We start from the raw sequence: 17,266 nt of genomic DNA on the forward strand, positions 1-17,266 counted from the left end.
TAACCAGATCATGTACAATTCAGCCTATCCAATAAAAAAGCTGCCACTTCACTTGACCCTGTCAAGGTAGGCCATACGGTACTGTAAGGGAGTGAGGGCATGCATGACCTTGAAATACCGGTGAAAGTTGGAAAGGTTATTAAAACCGCATTCATAACAAATATCCAAAACAGCTTTATCGCTTTCGATCAACAACCGGGCGGCATGGCTCATCCGTACTTCTGTCAGATAATTGGAGAAAGTCTTTCGGGTTCTTTGTTTGAAGAAGCGGCAGAAGGAAGTTTCAGCCATATTGGCCACTTTTGCAGCCTCTGCGACATTTATATCGTCACTGAACCGGCGAATAACAAAATTCAGGACATCGTTCATACGCTCGGATTCTTTTTCGTTTCCGCCGTTTACATGTTCCCCTGAAATGTAGCTAAGATCCTGCGACTCAGAAATAAGTTGCAGGATCTTCAGCAACTCCAAATACCTGTCGAATCCGCTCAGCCCGCTGAGGTTTACCAGCCTGTCCGCTACTTGTTTATTCGTTCTGCCTGAAACATCCAGTCCCCGCCGGCTTTTTACAAGCAACTGCCTGATCATTTGAGCTTCAGGCAAAGAAAGGAAATTATCGCCAAAAGAATTCTCGGAAAAATGAACGACGACAGCTCTGGCTTTATTCTGGGAATGTGCAGCATAGTATGATGCGTCGTTCCGGTACAAATGAGGAAGGTTCGAACCGATCAGGGCGAGGTTTCCAGCGCGGAAACTGGAAATGTTATCCCCAATAAACCGTCTACCTGTACTTTCCGTTACCAAAACGATCTCATATTCAGGATGGAAATGCCAGGGTGTCGGATAATAATTATAGGTGAAATCCCGCACCACAAAGCTTTCATCATCTGCTTTAGGTAGATGTTCGAGGATGGGTTTCATATGCAATCAACATTTTTTTAACCATTAGTTTAAGCTAAAATAGAAAAGTAGGGTTGAAAAATACACTTTTTAAGTAGTATTTGGTACTTCAGGTAGAAGCAAAGGAAATAATTTTGGGTTCATAAAAGTATTTGCCATGCCTTCTGTAAATTTTTCAAATAAGCACATCGAATCTTTCAAAGAATATGGCTTGTTCGGTTACCTTACCAGCATCGGGTCGATCATATTCTGTTATTCGTCTGGCTGGGAAGATGTTGTTAATACTGAACAACCGTGAAACTTACCTTCCTTTTCCGCGCTACGATGCTGTGCCTGCTCATTTGGATGAGATCAGGGGCGGAAAAAGCACAGGCTATGTACATGGATACCCAACTACCGAGAATATATATCGCTAACGACGATCACACGGACTATATGTGGTCCGGCGACGAGGCGACCTACAAAAAAGCATTTTTGGATATGCTGGATTACTATATCCGGCTCAATGATTCCACTGCTAGCCTGCCTTATCCACTTCAAAGTAAATGGAATTGCGATGGATCTTTTTGGATCTATACCTATCAGCAAAACAGAAGTAAGGAGCAATTCGATAAATTGATCTCGCAGATCAGGCGGGGGCAGATCACCGTTCCATTAAATACGCTCATTGTATTAATGGGTGCCGCCCCTGCCGAGGCAACCATTCGTAATATGTTCTATGCCGGTTCTCTTGAGCGAAAATATGGTCTTGACCTTCCGCTTGTTCTCCACATGGAAGACCAGGTGTTGCCACTTGGCCTTTCGTCTTTATGGGCGGGCTGCGGGGCACGTTATAGTTGGAAAGGTGTTTGCGGATGTGCAACAAAAGTGACCGGTCTCGATGCCCGTCTTCATCAGATGTATTGGTACAAAGGCCTTGACGATCAGAAAATACTGATGAAATGGTATAATGTCAATCCGCCCCGGATCAGGAAAAGAAAGGATGACCGTTATTTTCTGGGCACCTACCTGGAGGCGACACAGCCGGCTAAGGCGGTCTAAGACTGCAAAACACTTATGAGCGACACAGTCGACTATCCATATAAGATCGTCAGAGCCTTTGGAAAAGGCGGCGATGACCTGACAACGCTTACAGACCTATTCCCCAAAACCGCAGCCGTAGCTAAAGACCCGGATTACCAGGTCATAGTTTCCAACGAAACAGATTTTTTTAATGATTTTGAAAAGAATTATGGTGGTACCCTGCCATCTGAAACCGTCTCCTACGGCAGTACGGAATGGGGCAATAGTTATGCATCTCTGGCGGAAGTATCGGCTTCTGTCAAACGTTCAATAGAGAAACTGAGAACGGCGGAGGCTGCATATTCCTTGGTTGCGTTGAAAGAGCCTTTGTTCGCATCAGACCTGAAGAAAGAAAAAGTAAAGGCATGGATAGCCTGTGGGCTTTATTTCGAGCACAACTGGACGGCCGACGGGCCAAATATTACCCGTAAACAACGAGCCGACTGGCAACGCCGGATGGCTGATGATATAAAAAGGTATGTTGATACTTTATACGAGCGATCATTTAAAAATCTTGGACACCTTATCCGGCCTACGTATTCTACGGCGAAGTCTTTTGCAGGATCCTTCTATGTCTTTAACCCGCTCAGCTGGGCGCGAACGGATTACAGTGACTATGCATACGACGGTCCTCATGACATACAAATTTTGGATATGTCGGATCTGAAACCCGTACCGTTTCAATTTATCCACAAAAAGGAGAAGTCATATATCAGGATATTGGCTTTCAATGTACCCTCACTCGGCTATAAAGCTTATGAGATCTTTAAGAACAAAGTTCGCATACCCATTTCGCCTGTTAATCCTGCTGCGGAGCTACTGTCCGCAACGGATAGTACAATGGAAAATAAATTTTATAAAATATCCTATACAAGCCGGGGCACTATAACCCGACTTTTTGACAAATTGAATAACCGGGAGTGTATAAGGCCCTTCTCTAATTTGTATGCCAACGATCTTGGCGGAGGATCAGCAAATAACTGTGATAAGGTATTTGTCGAGAGCTCAGGGGCAGTTTCCGCAACCCTGTCTTCTTTTAGCTACCAGCCAGTCAAACATACATCCAGGCTTACTTTATTTGCCAATAGCGACCGCATCGAAATTGAAAATTATATCCAGCAAAATACGGGTGAAACTCCTGTTAGTTATACATTCTGTTTCAACCTAGATCATCCTGATACATGGCATGAAGAGGCCGGCGTAATCCTTCATGCCAAATCTATTTCCCGTGGCGGGCATTATGCAGATTCGGCCTCGAGGCTCGATTGGCTGGCACTAAACCACTTCGCCGATATGTCTGATCGGAATTATGGAGTCGTATTATCCAACCGGGACGCCTATTTTATGAGGATTGGTGAAAGTATATTTAATAAACTGGACGATAGTTCCTCTCATATCCGGGTGCTGGCAACCGGTCGGATTGATCCTTCTCTTGGTATGGAAAATCAGGACGGTGATACTTATTTCGAGGATTATTTGGCGCTTCGCCCGCATGGCAGCGGATTCAGTCCGGCTGATGCGATGCGTTTCAGCTTACAGCATCAGAACCCGCTAATAGCGGCAGGTATCGCTGACGGTCGGGTAGCCGGATCTGATATGCAAGCGGGAAAGCCCCAAAAGGTTGCTCTGGCTGATAATCTTTTTTACAAGGGCACGAAGATTTCCCTTCTGTCTTTATCGGATTCAAATGTTATGGTATGGGCACTTAAACCGTCGGAGGAAGGAATTAGAAATGGTTTGATAGTTCGTTTGTGGAATTTTTCCAGTGAAAACATACCTGTTACTGTTACCTCCCTACCAGCTATCACAAAGGCTTTCTCCATTACGCATATCGAAACAAACGACCAGCCTGCTGAAGTACTGGGTGCAAAACTACAAACAATCATCGGGCATAACAGGATGCAAAGTTTCAGACTGTTTTTGAGTTTAAAATCTCCTTAACTACTCGAATAAAATGAAGAATACCTTTGGAATGGGGATGGATTGTGGTGGCCGCCGGACAAAACTGACTTTTTAAACAAGTGCGGGTTTCTCTTCCTTATCCTTTCTTGGCATCCTTTTTTTATTCTTGCCCAAATTTTCCTGGTGAATTATTTTTAACTAAAGTACATATTCGAATTATAAATGCTAATGGTTTGGAATTAGTAAGTACCGACCAAAATATCGGTGCCAGTGGAATGGAAACCGTAAAATTGAATGTTCAGGCTTTTAGCGCGGGAGTTTATATCGTAGAGGTTAATTTCGGGAATGAAACCAGGACGGCAAAATTTATTAAATCGAATTAAATTTATCCTTTTGCCCAGCCATTGCTATCCGGATCCGGATTTCATGGCACCTCTTTTGTTTGGAGGAATGACTTTTTTCCCTGATTCCTGTACCAGATTTAATAATGGTTTAATATAAGGTGCTTACTTTTACCGCGTGAATACTATAATCTATCGTGAACGGGAGATTTGGCGTGCCGTTCAGCGGGGCGATATGAAGGCGTTCGATGAATTATACCAACTGTATATCCAGGTGGTGTATTCTGCTGTGTATAAACATATTGGTCATCGTCAGGATGCCGAAGACCTGACACAGGAAGTATTTTTGGATTTATGGAAGCGGCGAGGACAAATCACCATTCAAACCTCTCTTTTTAATTACATTTACAGCATAGCGCGCTATAAAACGTTGCGTTATATCCGGGATAAAGGTATCCATCCCCGCAGCCTTGACTTATTGATAATGGAGGATGAGGGCTATTCCCCCTTGCCCGAGCGGGATATTCGACGGGCTGCAGCCAAAGTAGCGATGGAAGTGGCCTCATTACCTTTGCAAATGAAAAAAGTGTTTGAATTGAGTGAGGAGAATAATTTTTCTGTAGCTGAAATAGCCGAAGAACTGCAGATTTCTCCCAATACCGTCCGGAATCACCTTGCTAAAGCACGTACCCGCCTGCGTAACATCGTTTCCCGGCTTGCAGTTTTACTGTTCTTCTAACCAGCCCCATTTTAATTCCAGCCCCAATGTTACCAGAATATTAATTCGCCGGCAGTGAATAGTCATCCTCCTGTTTTTTGACACTATGCCTGCGGAGATACACCTAAAAAAGGGCGTATTAATCATTCATGGGCAATGAAAGCAGACTCAACAGATTAATAGATCGTTACCTCGCCGGAGCCTGCACTCCGGAAGAGATTAAACGTATTGAACAATGGTTCCGCGAGGGTGGTGATGAGGTCAAACCGGGTATCAGGTTATCCGATTCGGACAGCCTCCGGATACTACAAAAGATCCATGGGGAAATTGACCGGCAGGAGCCAAAAAGAATATCCAGGGTTTGGTTTTCTGCCGCCCTGTTTACGGGTTTATTGCTGGGAGTGCTAACCATCTATAAACTACTCCAACCTCCCGGATATGTTTCGCTGCAAACTGCAACAGGCGAAATCAGACATGCCTGGCTACCGGACAGTTCTGAAATATGGATCAATGCCAGCTCCGCCCTACGCTATAATAAGGATTTCAAACATCACCGCGAAGTCCTGCTAACAGGTGAGGCGCTCTTCTCCGTAAAAGAGGATGTGGCGCATCCATTCCTGGTCACCACTTCTGACAGCCTTACCACCCAGGTTTTAGGTACAAAGTTCAATATCAGCAGCTATACTTCATCCGGTGAAACGGGTATAACCGTGCTTAGCGGAAAGGTGAAAGTATTGTCAGCCAACACCTCTTTGTGTACGCTGACAAAAAATCAATCCCTGTCTTTTCGCCGGATTACTCACACTTATACCCGGGCCGCTATTCCAAATGCCGATGCGATCTCCGGTTGGACCAACGGGGAGTGGATATATGAAAATATGGAAGTGCAGGAATTAGTTCACCTGCTGGCTATTCAATATGGCATTGAAGTAAAAAATAAATGCAGCGGTAACCTGAAGCTTAAGGCCAGTGTGAACTTTTCTCATCAACAGACTGGCTCTGAAATCATAGAAATATTCAGCGCCCTGGCTAATTGCCGCTTCAGGATCATCAACGAAAAGTTATTCGAAATATACCGTTAACAATTAAACGCTCAATACGGCGCATTAATTAACTAAACCAAAACAATAACTATGGTTTTCATATGGCGTGGGAAATATCCCTTGAATCCCTTCCTGTTGGTAATTGGAATGCTGATGCTGTCAACAATACCTGCTTTTGCGCAACAACAGGTTTTTACCATTCATTTTTCAAAAGGCTCCCTGGAACAGGCGCTAACGCAATTGCGCAGGGAGACCAATATCAGCATTGCCTTTACTAAAGAGGATATCCTGGGAGAAGTCATTCCGGCAGTGGTTTGTGAACAGCAAACAGTCGGTCAGATCCTACAAGTATTACTGAAAGGATTGTCTTTCAATGCGGAACAATTGGGTACCGGCTGGGTGATCCGGAAATTGGTTCATCCGAAAGAGGGGGCACCTGTTGCAGCTCCGGTCAGAGTGAGGCCTTCCGGAAAAATAAAGGGCCGCATCGTCGATTTTGATAGCTTCCAGCCCTTGCAGGGAGCGACGGTCACCCTGCAGGAGACAGGGCAGTCAGTGCTCTCCGACGAGAAAGGATTTTATTCCTTCAAAGGGGTTCCGGACGGTACTTATACGCTGGTAGTCACTTATACTGGGTATCAAAAAAATTGGATTGCCGGGATCGTGGCAGGAGCAGGTAATGAGGTTGCAACGGATTTTAAGATGCAGGCGGGGAACAGCCTGGGAGAAGTGGTGGTGCAGGCCGGTGCCCGGAAGGTAAAAGCCGTTACGCATACCACTGAAAAGGAACTGATTGCGGAGATCCGTGGTTCCACAGGGATCTTATCGGGGATATCCAGTGAGCAGATTGCAAAGACGGCCGATAGGAATGCCGCCGATGTCGTCAAAAGGATACCTGGAATAACAGTAATGGATAACCGCCTGATCGTGGTTCGCGGTATGAACGAGCGGTATAATCTCACTTACCTGAATGACAATATCGCCCCCTCGACAGAGCTGAACACCAAGGCCTTCGCCTATGACCTTCTTCCCGGCAGCATTATCGATCGCATAATCGTGTATAAATCTCCCCGCGCCGATCTGAATGGGGAATTTGCCGGGGCGGCGGTTAAAATTTATACCCGCAATGCCATGCCTGTGAAGCATTTCGATATCGGTATCCAGCTCGCACACCGGCCCGGTTCGACCATGACGGATGTCAATACTTACAACGGCGGCAAAAGGGATTGGCTGGGCATCGATGACGGAACCAGGAAGCTGCCCGGCTTCTCGCCCGGCTATTTCCAATCCGGCAAGAGCGCGGGGAATATCAGCCAGGCAGATATGGTGAATTCTTTTTCCCCGACGCTGACCTATCGCCGGATAACCAGTACTCCCGACATGCAGTTCTTTGCCAATTATTATAATGTATTCCGGTTAGGCAAAAGGATTCGTTTGTTCGATCTTACTTCGGTTACTTATACCAGGGAAACGACCAGCTACGAATTATACCGGCAAACAGGGAACACGGATATCTATAAGGCGGAAATTGGGGTGGGAGTGGGAGGGACCGGTCTTGATGTGGGCGTCAAAAATAAGGTTATTAACAGCAGTCAGACTACCAGTATCGGAAAGATCAACCTGCTGGAAAATCTGACTCTCCGGCTAAACCCCAAAAATACCATCCAATTCAAAAATTTCCTGGTAAACGATGGCCGGCAATTTACAGGTGTCAATGATTCGCGATTTAACGCCCTTCCCCGTTACAATAATCAAAAGGGTGGGTCAAAGGACATTATCCTTTCTTTCCAGCAGCGATTGTTATACAGTGGTAACCTGGGAGGCCGCCATGAGTGGGGTGCGAACCATCACCAGGAACTGGACTGGAACCTGGGCTACAGCCATGACCTGCAGAGCATTCCCGATCAGCGGATCAGCCATTTTGCGTATGTCGGCGTAAACAATTACGAAATCCCCGGCCTTAATTATCTTCCTGTCGGGAGCAATAGCAGCGAGGCAACTTTCGGTATGATCTCCCGTCTTTTTACCCGTCAGATCGAAAATAATTACAATGGGTCCCTGGACTACCGGTACACCCTTAACGCCTCCTTTCATTTCAGTTTGGGAACCTCTCAGCTTTTCAAGACCAGGGAAGTTGGGAGGAGGTTCTTCCGGGTCAACCGGGCGGGATTGGCGCCGGATGAAACATTTGATACTAACCTGGGAACTGGTGGCGGTTCTAACGATGGATGGAACCAGGGTTATGGCTGGATAAACCCTTCGCTGATCTACTATCATTTACAGGACCTGGGAAGGATCTGGAATCCCGCAAATTTTCCTTCCGACAAGAGCGGGCTGGCTATATATGATGTTACTTCGCCGGTCGACAAGTATGTAGCCTCCGAACAAAATAATTCTTTCTATGGGATGGGTGATTGGCAAAGCAGGGACAAACGATTTTTCATCAACGGCGGCGTTCGGGTGGAATACGACCGGCAAAAGATCTCCGGGGCACAAATAAAAAATGACCAGCTTCGGGTCGTTTATGCGGTTCACCCAAAAACTTCTGTGCTGCCTTCTCTAAACCTTACCTGGCGACCGGATTCACTATTTGTCGCACGAATGAGTTATGGACGAACGGTCAATCGTCCCGAGTTCCGGGAACTGACCCCTTATATCGACATTGACTATATTAATAACGAAAAGATTAACGGGAATCCCACGATGGTCAGCGCCACTATCGATAACTATGACTTCCGGCTGGAATTATATCCCCGCAGTGTCGCCCGTAACGAGATAATCGATGTCGGCCTCTTTTATAAAAATCTTCAGAAACCCATCGAACGGATCCGAATGGATTTCGATGCCGATGCCGGAGCAGGCCCCTTTACTTTGATATTTTTTGACAATGCGCCAAGCGCAAAATTATATGGTCTGGAGGCGGAGATCAAAAAGAACCTTTCCTTCCTGGGCGGGGCTTTTTTCAGACGCCTGAATATTGTCCTTAATGGCTCCTGGACAAAGAGCACGACGCAACAATATGACAATAGTCTTTTTGGGCGTGTCAATAAAGACAATATCGTGAAAGGCCGGCCACTGCAGGGACAGGCGCCCTATGTATTAAATGGAGGATTGTTCTACGAACACCCCGGGATCGGATCGAAGATCGGTCTGACCTACAACGTGACCGGTCCTGTCATATATGCTAAATCGCTTTATAATAAGTTCGCTCCCAGTCAGAGAATGGATACGACTTCCCAGAATAGTGTAAGGCCGGATCTACTGCAGCTGCCCATGCATCTCCTGGATTTTTCGTATTCCCAGCGGATCATCCGGAGCCTGCAGGCCAAGCTGAGTATACAGAACCTGCTGGACCAGCCTTATCGTATTGTTGAAGACCAGAATTACAACCAGCGATACGACGCGGAACGGCCGCTGTACAATTCCCGCGGAGACCGCTACTATAAAGGAGATAATTTTTATACTAAATACAAACCTGGCCGGTATTTCCTGCTGTCCTTCTCCTATGCGTTCTGAACCTGCTTTCGTCGGGCTGAGCTGTCAGCCGGACAACCCTGTAAAAAAAAACAACATGAAAATTTTCAACTATTTATTCTTTCGCCTCCCTATGTGGCCGCTCGCCTGCCTGGGTATAGGGGGCGTCTTTTTACCAGCCTGTCATAAGACGGGAAATATCACGGATATACCGGACAGCCCGATCAGCTTTTACAACGCTTCCGAATATTTAAGAAGTCACCTGGAAGATCCCACAGGTACCGGTTATTATGCGGCGTTTGGATATATTTTGATCGACACCCCCGATACCGTTACCCGGCCAGACGGGTCCGCCTTGTCCATTGCCGCTTTTAATAACTATTCCCAAAACACCTATCAGTTCCCCAATCTGGGTTTCTATTATGAAGGATATTCCTCCAATCAAAAGCAGACCTGGATCAGTTACATGCGCATACTTAGCGGGTTGCATACCGTTGTCCTGACCGATACAGGGGGGCTGCGTCCACTGGCCTATAACCGGATAGCAACCACACAGGGCAGCCCGATGACGATCTATTATGCAGATAGCCTGGGCGTTTTCCGCTCCTGGCCCTTGCTGGATGCCCCTGTTGTGGCCGATAATACGATTGGCATTCGGGTGCTGGATCTGAGTCCGGACGCCGGTAACTTGTTTTTTACCATTGGGGGAAAGTTGGCGACCGGGTTTCCCGACAGCCTGCAATATGGCCGGATATCCGATTTTGTTCCCTGGCCAAACCCGGTGTCCGATACCCTTACTATCCGGTTTTACCAGACTTCGGACAGTAACACCGTTGTGACCAGTACTTCTATTTTCAATGCATCACCCGGCCATGCCTATAACCTGCTGTTGCGTGGATACATGAACTATCAATCTTATACGGACCCGTTCACGGGCAAGTTACTCAATGTTAACGCGGACCTCAAAGCTGTAGTCACTCAAAATAAATAATTCATTCCCAATCTTCTCCCATGCCGAAAAATAAATATAGCTGGTTTCCCTTTTCTCTCGCCCTGATTTTTCTGTCATTTGCATCCTGTAAAAAAACAGAGCAAAATGCGCAGCAAGTGAACCAGCAACCCTACCTGGTCACTGCTTCGTTTGGTCTTGTCCCATATGGACTGCCAAGTTACGGTTATGGGCGATCCTACCTGGTAGGGGATACAGCCGCCCTTCTTGGCAAATTCTTTTTGGACCAACCCGGATTCCAGGTTCGCATCGGTAATGATATCGCGAAAATTATCTTTAGAACCCAGATACCTAACCAGCCTGATTCGATCAATCAATATACCCACCAGGTGGATAAGCTTGACTATGTACGATTTGTCATCACCAAGAGCATGGGGATCGGTAATGATATAGCGGTTTCAATTACCGCCAATGGAACGACCCTACAGGCGCCGTCGATATCCATTCAGCAATTTTTATTCGGGAGCGCCGGAAAGACAGATACGACCCTTTTCGTGGACAATATAGCCAACTGGAAGCCGGCCGACTTCACTCGTTATTCCTCAGGTGGCTCTTTGGTTTCGGGTATGAGTATTTCCCGCGATGGATTGATCTGCTTTAACAATTACACGGACCTGTTTCTCCAGAAAGACGGAGTGAGCAGCCGGTTTATAGGAACCGACGATATCTTCACGGAAAATGGAGTGTCCTTTACCATACATAACATGATGGGATCGGTGCTTTCCATTGGAGGGGATTCATTAACTTTTTCCGCGGAAGTGCTGGAGGATACACCAGATACAGCCACGGCCTTTCTGTTTCGTTTATGCAAGATGGATCTGGCCGGCAAGAAAGTCAGGACGCTGAACCGGACGGAATTTGCGAAGACCATACCATCGGTAGATGGCCCCGTAGGTCCGGTTCAGGGTGCAGCTTCCGCCCTTTCCATGATTGCCATTAACCTAAAGACCGACCTGAATGGATCTCTTTATTTTGTCAATGCCTTTGCACCTGCAAGGGCGGACTTTGACCCTATAAACTATTGGAGTAACGGGCAATTTATGTTTCAGAATCTTACTTTTATATTTCAGCAGGCATTTAATAATATTTGCAGGATAAATGTGGCAGGGCAGGTCAAATCTCTGGTTACGCAAGGCGGACAACTGGCCCCATCCATCTACTCGCTTCCGGGAGTTTCGTCCCCCCAGACCTCCGATTATATCGTAAGCGCCGATGGAAGCAAGGCCTTCATTAGTGACGGGTTCGATCCAAATTCAACAATCCCAAATAGTTTTACGTTATTGGATTTGGTGCAGGATCTTCCACAATTGTCCACCGGCGTCGATCCACTGTACCATTTTTTCTCCTATGATACTTCGGTGGCGACGGGGCAATCCGGCGGTAACTATCAAGTGAAATTAAGTTTTTCTGGCGCTAATTCTTATATGAGCAATTTTTTATTGCTGCCCGATGGGGAATTGTTGTACATATCGGATTTGGTACCGTCAATCGTGGGGATCAGTCCCCAAAATAAAACATTCTATTGTTTTGCGGGAACGGAGCAAGGTTGTATCACTAATAACGTTCCCTCCCAAATAAACATCACTGGTCCTGCGAAATATGTTGATTTTAAGGGCAATATTAACCTGGGGCTAAGCCGTTTCATCGGCTTCGATAAATCAGGGGCCATTTACTATTATAACGGATATTCGGATTACACCAATGGGATTTCATTTTATAAACTGTATTCTAAAAAATAAGGATCATTTTTCCTTTTTCTGTCCCCCGGCTATCATTTCATATTTATTTTATAGCTATCAAATCTACCTGTTCAATCACGGGAGGTTTTGCTAAAAGGGCAGCGGCATTAGCCATTAACGCCTCGGCAATTTTACCGGAAAGATGGGCTTTCCTGCCATCCTCTGTTTCGAAGGTGTCAAAAATGCCAAAAGTAGATGGACCCAATTGCAGGGCATACCATCTTATTGTATCTGATTCGGCCTGCGCCAAGGGTAATGCGCTTTTTAAAAAGGCCAATACTTCAGCCTCTTTGCCTGGTTTGGCTTCTACGCGAGCTAACAATGCAAACTTTTCCATAATATTTTTTTTATTTACGATGAAAGGAGAGAGATAGATTGCAAAGTACACTTCTTCCTGCTTTTTATGGTACAAAAAGGGCGATCGTGCTGTTTTCCAGGTGTTAAACCCCTTTGTTCAAAAACGGCTACGATTACAGCTATGACAGGTTTATGATTTTTTTATCGAAAGCTTATTGGTGATCATAGCTAATCTCGCGGGTTATTTTCCACTGTCCGTCGATTCGATGCCATAAGGTGATGAATTTGGCAGTCGCTTCCAGTTTTTCCTGCCCATTTTCTATACCATAGAATTGATGCACACCAATTTCCACCGCGCCATAATTGCTGATGGGATACACTTGCAGGGTGCCTTCCACCAACACCCTCCGTACATGTTTGGATAGATCTTCCAGATGTTTTCTGAAGTTTTCCATATTCCAGGAATATGTTGAGAAGCCGGTTTTGTCCTGGTAAAACTCCAGGTCTTCCGAGAATACGGATTTGAAGGTATTAAAATCGCGGGCGTTGAAAGCGTTAAATGCAACGCTGTCCATATGCGCTATTTCCATATAGATGGGCCGGGCTTTCATCGCGGCGTCTTGAGCAGCTTGATTATCCTCCACATTATCTATCTCCACTGCGATTTTCCAACTGCCATCTTTCCATTTCCAGATACGGGAGAACCGGGAAGTCTCCACCAACTGCCCGGTCCCTCCCGGAATCACCAGGAAAAAACGCTGCACACCAGTTTGCATGACACTGCTGTCCTTTTGCGGAAACGTCTGCACGAAGCTGGCCTCTCTTTTAATTCCCGGACCTTCCTTGCCGTTTGCCCATCTTCTCTTTATATTCCCCATAAATTCCTCCTGGAGGGTCACTGAGGCCGGCTCCTGATCTCTCTTGATCTGATAAAAGGCAAAGTCCGGAGCATATACAGATTCCACTTCTTGCAGGCGATGGGTGTTGAAGATCGCATTGAACAACAGGCTGTCTTTTAACATCAGGTGCCGGGCCACCGGACCGGATCCCGCCAATTCGTCGGGTGCCTGGGCTATCAGGGACAAGCTAAAGCTGCTCAATAACACAAAGTATAGGGCTTTTATGGGTTTGCTTGAATGAATCATGAGATTGGTGTTTTAAGATGGTTTTTTGCGCTTGATGATCAGGTAATAGAGCAGGAAGCCAACCGAGAGAAAGATGGCCTCCAACCCATAGGGTAGAGGGGAGTCCTCTGCGTTGGATGGAATAAAGGCCAGCACGACCAGCCCGAGCCCCCCAAAGAAAAAGATCAACCCCCATTTCAGCGCTTCTGAAGCAGACCCGGGAAGCTGGTTTAAGAGGCGGATGGACAGTTCATCCAGGGGACCGGCATCCAGGATCCGTTTTCTTAACCGGTAATGGAATAAACTGATAATGACGACGGCCATAATTATTAAAAGAGCGATCATCACAATAAAAGGGGCTATTTGTTTCATGGATTTCTACCTTTGCCCAGTAGTCGGCAAATAGTGCTAACCGGTTGCATTTGTTTTTTACAGTTTTTGCAACCTTTGGAAACGAATGCCCGACTAATCCCTTATGTTTAATGAAAGGCAGACGGTTTCCCTTATCCTGAGCGGTGATTTTCGGGCGTTCGGGCTTTTGGTGAAGCAATATGAACACCTTGTCTTTCATGTCATTAACCGACTGGTCACTCAAAAGGAGGACCAGGAAGACATTTGCCAGGAGGTGTTTATGAAAGTTCACCATAGCCTGCCCCGGTTCGCCTTTGCTTCCAAACTATCTACCTGGATAGCCCGGATAGCCTATTTAACTGCCGTCGATCATGCCAAAAAAGCAAACAAAGAGCGGCACTCCGCTTACCCTGACGACATCGGGAGCTTTCACTTCACGACAGACAACCCGGAGCTATTGGCAAGCCGCAAGGAGAGCAGTAATTACCTTGAAGGCCTGATCACCCAATTGCCGGAAAAATACAGGATCGTATTGACCCTTTACCATTTGGGTGAATTTTCCTGCGCAGAGATCGAAACCATCACTGGCATTCCCGGAGGCACGGTCAAAAGTCACCTGTTCCGCGCCAGAAAATTGTTAAAGGACCAACTTGAAAAACAATTAAAAACCGATTGGTATGAAAACTGGAAGTGATGACGAATTGCAGCAATGGTTAGACAGCCCCGCCCCGAGCCAGGAAATGGCAGATATCCCTGTTGCTGACCTGCAAGCATACCGCTTGTTATTCGAACTGCTTGGGCAGGAACCGCCATCAGGCTTGTCCCCCTCTTTTTCCGCTAAAGTAATAGAAAGAGCAAAAGAAAAGGCTTACAGAAGAAGCAATCGCCGGTTTTATCTTTGGACGATAGCGATTTTTTGTACAGGGCTTGCCATCGCCTATTGCCTGATGGCTGTCATAAGCCATCAGTCTACCGCACAACTTTTGGCTGTTTTTGGGAAATACAAAGGGATCGGCCTTTTTGCGCTAAGTCTGCTATTGATCTTGCAGTATATGGATTATAGACTGGCAAAGATCCCGGCATCAAGTCAATGAGACATAATACCAGCATGATAGCATTAAAGAATAGGTCTGCATTCAGGTTTATGTGCGCATTGCGCAATCTGATCGAATGCCAGGCGCGATGAATACCATCGCACCGGCCAGGGGAATATTTCGTGGTGGGTATTTATAAGAGCTGCAATGTTCTATGCTTTCATTGCGCGGATAACAATTGGTTTTTATTGGCACGATAATAACCCTTGGCTATTGCTATTCCTTAAATTGTTAATCCCATTTGGCTAAACCTTGTTGCATTAAAAATTATTAGGTAAGGAGTAGACACATGGGATAAAAGCAATTGTATTAGAAACCTCTCGAAGTAAGCAGGATGAATAACAACTTTTTGAGATTCGTTGCTTCAATAATTTTTTTCTTTGAGGTATTTTCGAAAAAGTGCTGTAGTTTTGCCCGAAATCTGAATTTTGATCTAATTCATCGATATGGACAGTCATTTGCGATACTATCATATTACCTAATTTCCAGCCTGGTTGACGCGCTTTACCGCAATCGCTCCAAGCGGGATAAAGCAAGCGTTTTATGCTCTGTATTTACAAATTCTACAATTTATTTATTTGGCTCTGCACTAAGCAGATGATCATGTGTATAAAGAATTGTTGGCGAATTTTATTCCAGGTACCACTTCAGGAAATAGACTTACAGGATTATTATTTTAATGTTGGCGTTGCAATAATCGACTTGAAGGTGAGTTGGCTTGCAATATTAAAAGGAGGCCGTAACATGAACGCGTATATCAAAGAGGCAAAAAAGAAACTATTATTCATTAATATGATCAACAGTGACAAAGCTGCACATGAATTTGATGATGCCGCCGTCACAAAATTGAAGGATGTCGCATGTAGGGACAAAGAGTTTTTTCTTCCCATGATCGATAGTCAGGAGACTGGCCTAACGGAATTGCAGCTGCAGAATAAAGTGCAGCAATTCGGTCGTAACGAAGTAGCTCATGAAAAAGCGCCGGCTTGGTATTTACAATTGTTACAGGCTTTCCTTAATCCTTTCATTGGAATATTGATCGTAATAGCTATCGTTTCGCTCATAACTGATGTTCTCCTGGCTTTGCCCGGTGATCGGGACTATAAAACCGTGATAGTAGTATCTATCATGGTCATGCTCAGTTCCCTCCTACGATTCTGGCAGGAATTCAGAAGCAACCTTGCCGCAGAAAAATTAAAGAGTATGGTAATAACAACTGCTACCGTGCTGAGAAATGGGGTATCGGGACCGGGCAAACTTGAGATCGATATTAAAGAGTTGGTACCAGGCGATATCATTTTTTTATCTGCCGGTGATATGATTCCAGCAGACTGCCGTATTCTTCAGTCCAAAGACCTATTCGTTAGTCAGGCTATGCTAACCGGAGAGGCACTTCCGGTTGAAAAGAGAGATCATTCCATCGAAGATGTAGATAGGAGATCACCCCTGGAGTTAGAAAACTGCTGTTTCATGGGAACAAACGTCGTGAGTGGCACAGCTATGGCGGTTGCCGTTGCCACTGGAAATTTCACCTATTTTGGATCCATCAGTAAATCTGTTTCAGGGAAAAGGGCTGAAACTAGCTTTGATAAAGGGGTAAACAGCGTAAGCTGGCTACTGATCCGTTTCATGTTGATTATGGTACCGCTTATATTTTTTATAAACGGGCTCACTAAAGGCAACTGGCTACAGGCCCTTCTCTTTGGCATTGCCGTAGCCGTAGGACTGACACCAGAAATGCTGCCTATGATCGTAACTGCGAACCTGGCCAAGTATCCAAAGTTATGCAGGTCGGTACAGAGATTTAATGATTTTGGATTACTTGGCTGTGACTGATGCTTTCATTACAGCATGGTATTTACAATGGTACGGAAAAGTACCTTTTGTATTAAATGCCATACTGAAGGTGTGACCGGGAAGAATATCGCCGCTGTTAAAACTGGCATCGTCCGCAGTAACTGTATGTGTCAGGTTATCATTATTGGTCCAGGTAACAGTCGCTCCCGCCGTAACCTGAAGACTGGTTACAGAAAAACTCATATTCTGCATGTTTACCATATTGGTGTTATTTGCTGGGGGAGTCATATAGCTGCTTCCTTTTCCGCAATAGCTTACAAATACAGCCACAGAAAGCACGAGAATCAACGCGGGTAAGAAATTACGCTTTTCCATATGCAAACATTTGTAATACAAACGATCGATTTCCAGGCAT

16 protein-coding genes are annotated in these 17,266 nt (G+C 45.6%); 11 read left to right on the plus strand and 5 right to left on the minus strand.

Going from position 1 to position 17,266, the window contains the following annotated elements:
* Window positions 1–48: 48 nt before the first annotated feature.
* Entirely contained in the window at window positions 49–921 is an 873-nt protein-coding gene (locus ACX0G9_RS02255) for an AraC family transcriptional regulator (protein ID WP_459063218.1), read from the minus strand.
* A 273-nt stretch (window positions 922–1,194) separates the two neighbouring features.
* Between ACX0G9_RS02255 and ACX0G9_RS02260 the strand changes: the two genes are divergently transcribed.
* The 8 genes from ACX0G9_RS02260 (at window position 1,195) to ACX0G9_RS02295 (ending at window position 12,188) form a co-directional block, all read left to right on the plus strand.
* A complete protein-coding gene (locus ACX0G9_RS02260) occupies window positions 1,195–1,941 on the plus strand; it encodes a hypothetical protein (RefSeq protein WP_459063219.1) in 747 nt (248 codons plus the stop codon).
* Between the two features lie 15 nt (window positions 1,942–1,956).
* Window positions 1,957–3,903 carry a glycosyl hydrolase-related protein gene (locus ACX0G9_RS02265; RefSeq protein WP_459063220.1) on the plus strand — a complete coding sequence of 649 codons (1,947 nt, stop codon included), beginning with the start codon at window positions 1,957–1,959 and terminating at the stop codon, window positions 3,901–3,903.
* Window positions 3,904–3,983: 80 nt separating this feature from the next.
* Window positions 3,984–4,247 carry a T9SS type A sorting domain-containing protein gene (locus tag ACX0G9_RS02270; RefSeq protein WP_459063221.1) on the plus strand — a complete coding sequence of 88 codons (264 nt, stop codon included), beginning with the start codon at window positions 3,984–3,986 and terminating at the stop codon, window positions 4,245–4,247.
* A 136-nt stretch (window positions 4,248–4,383) separates the two neighbouring features.
* Complete coding sequence (locus tag ACX0G9_RS02275; RefSeq protein WP_459063222.1) at window positions 4,384–4,944, plus strand: RNA polymerase sigma factor; 561 nt, start codon at window positions 4,384–4,386, stop codon at window positions 4,942–4,944.
* A gap of 128 nt (window positions 4,945–5,072) precedes the next feature.
* Window positions 5,073–6,005 carry a FecR family protein gene (locus ACX0G9_RS02280; RefSeq protein WP_459063223.1) on the plus strand — a complete coding sequence of 311 codons (933 nt, stop codon included), beginning with the start codon at window positions 5,073–5,075 and terminating at the stop codon, window positions 6,003–6,005.
* Window positions 6,006–6,056: 51 nt separating this feature from the next.
* Entirely contained in the window at window positions 6,057–9,482 is a 3,426-nt protein-coding gene (locus ACX0G9_RS02285; RefSeq protein WP_459063224.1) for a TonB-dependent receptor, read from the plus strand.
* Window positions 9,483–9,537: 55 nt separating this feature from the next.
* Window positions 9,538–10,431, plus strand: a complete 894-nt coding sequence (locus ACX0G9_RS02290; RefSeq protein ID WP_459063225.1) for a hypothetical protein — start codon at window positions 9,538–9,540, stop codon at window positions 10,429–10,431.
* Window positions 10,432–10,451: 20 nt separating this feature from the next.
* Window positions 10,452–12,188 carry a hypothetical protein gene (locus ACX0G9_RS02295; RefSeq protein ID WP_459063226.1) on the plus strand — a complete coding sequence of 579 codons (1,737 nt, stop codon included), beginning with the start codon at window positions 10,452–10,454 and terminating at the stop codon, window positions 12,186–12,188.
* Window positions 12,189–12,231: 43 nt separating this feature from the next.
* Here ACX0G9_RS02295 and ACX0G9_RS02300 read toward each other — a convergent pair whose 3' ends face one another.
* From ACX0G9_RS02300 to ACX0G9_RS02310, 3 genes are all read right to left on the minus strand, one after another.
* Window positions 12,232–12,525, minus strand: coding sequence for a putative quinol monooxygenase (locus tag ACX0G9_RS02300; protein ID WP_459063227.1), 294 nt, complete (start codon window positions 12,523–12,525; stop codon window positions 12,232–12,234).
* Window positions 12,526–12,697: 172 nt separating this feature from the next.
* On the minus strand, window positions 12,698–13,630 hold the full coding sequence (locus ACX0G9_RS02305) for a nuclear transport factor 2 family protein (protein ID WP_459063228.1): 933 nt from the start codon (window positions 13,628–13,630) through the stop codon (window positions 12,698–12,700).
* A gap of 12 nt (window positions 13,631–13,642) precedes the next feature.
* The gene (locus tag ACX0G9_RS02310; protein ID WP_459063229.1) at window positions 13,643–13,981 is read right to left on the minus strand and encodes a hypothetical protein; all 339 of its coding nucleotides are present in this window, start codon (window positions 13,979–13,981) and stop codon (window positions 13,643–13,645) included.
* A 103-nt stretch (window positions 13,982–14,084) separates the two neighbouring features.
* Between ACX0G9_RS02310 and ACX0G9_RS02315 the strand changes: the two genes are divergently transcribed.
* The 3 genes from ACX0G9_RS02315 to ACX0G9_RS02325 all read left to right on the plus strand — a co-directional run bounded on the left by ACX0G9_RS02315 (window position 14,085) and on the right by ACX0G9_RS02325 (window position 16,890).
* A complete protein-coding gene (locus tag ACX0G9_RS02315; RefSeq protein ID WP_459063230.1) occupies window positions 14,085–14,654 on the plus strand; it encodes an RNA polymerase sigma factor in 570 nt (189 codons plus the stop codon).
* On the plus strand, window positions 14,638–15,054 hold the full coding sequence (locus tag ACX0G9_RS02320) for a hypothetical protein (protein WP_459063231.1): 417 nt from the start codon (window positions 14,638–14,640) through the stop codon (window positions 15,052–15,054). Before ACX0G9_RS02315 ends, ACX0G9_RS02320 begins: the two co-directional genes overlap by 17 nt.
* 744 nt (window positions 15,055–15,798) lie before the next feature.
* Window positions 15,799–16,890 (plus strand): HAD-IC family P-type ATPase, encoded by a 1,092-nt coding sequence (locus ACX0G9_RS02325; protein ID WP_459063232.1) that lies wholly within the window; start codon window positions 15,799–15,801, stop codon window positions 16,888–16,890.
* On the opposite strand, the gene ACX0G9_RS02330 is transcribed toward ACX0G9_RS02325, so the two are convergent.
* Entirely contained in the window at window positions 16,873–17,226 is a 354-nt protein-coding gene (locus ACX0G9_RS02330; protein WP_459063233.1) for a cupredoxin domain-containing protein, read from the minus strand. The two genes, ACX0G9_RS02325 and ACX0G9_RS02330, sit on opposite strands and share 18 nt — an antisense overlap.
* Window positions 17,227–17,266: the final 40 nt, after the last annotated feature.

The sequence above is a fragment of the Flavitalea flava genome, assembly GCF_054461575.1.

Excerpts from the sequence above, each read along its gene's own strand:
- ACX0G9_RS02325 (WP_459063232.1), top strand. The coding sequence starts at position 15,799 with ATGAACGCGTATATCAAAGAGGCAAAAAAGAAACTATTATTCATTAAT.
- ACX0G9_RS02265 (WP_459063220.1), top strand. The coding sequence starts at position 1,957 with ATGAGCGACACAGTCGACTATCCATATAAGATCGTCAGAGCCTTTGGA.
- ACX0G9_RS02290 (WP_459063225.1), top strand. The coding sequence starts at position 9,538 with ATGAAAATTTTCAACTATTTATTCTTTCGCCTCCCTATGTGGCCGCTC.
- ACX0G9_RS02305 (WP_459063228.1), bottom strand. The coding sequence starts at position 13,630 with ATGATTCATTCAAGCAAACCCATAAAAGCCCTATACTTTGTGTTATTG.
- ACX0G9_RS02310 (WP_459063229.1), bottom strand. The coding sequence starts at position 13,981 with ATGAAACAAATAGCCCCTTTTATTGTGATGATCGCTCTTTTAATAATT.
- ACX0G9_RS02320 (WP_459063231.1), top strand. The coding sequence starts at position 14,638 with ATGAAAACTGGAAGTGATGACGAATTGCAGCAATGGTTAGACAGCCCC.
- ACX0G9_RS02285 (WP_459063224.1), top strand. The coding sequence starts at position 6,057 with ATGGTTTTCATATGGCGTGGGAAATATCCCTTGAATCCCTTCCTGTTG.
- ACX0G9_RS02300 (WP_459063227.1), bottom strand. The coding sequence starts at position 12,525 with ATGGAAAAGTTTGCATTGTTAGCTCGCGTAGAAGCCAAACCAGGCAAA.
- ACX0G9_RS02280 (WP_459063223.1), top strand. The coding sequence starts at position 5,073 with ATGGGCAATGAAAGCAGACTCAACAGATTAATAGATCGTTACCTCGCC.
- ACX0G9_RS02295 (WP_459063226.1), top strand. The coding sequence starts at position 10,452 with ATGCCGAAAAATAAATATAGCTGGTTTCCCTTTTCTCTCGCCCTGATT.
- ACX0G9_RS02330 (WP_459063233.1), bottom strand. The coding sequence starts at position 17,226 with ATGGAAAAGCGTAATTTCTTACCCGCGTTGATTCTCGTGCTTTCTGTG.
- ACX0G9_RS02315 (WP_459063230.1), top strand. The coding sequence starts at position 14,085 with ATGTTTAATGAAAGGCAGACGGTTTCCCTTATCCTGAGCGGTGATTTT.
- ACX0G9_RS02255 (WP_459063218.1), bottom strand. The coding sequence starts at position 921 with ATGAAACCCATCCTCGAACATCTACCTAAAGCAGATGATGAAAGCTTT.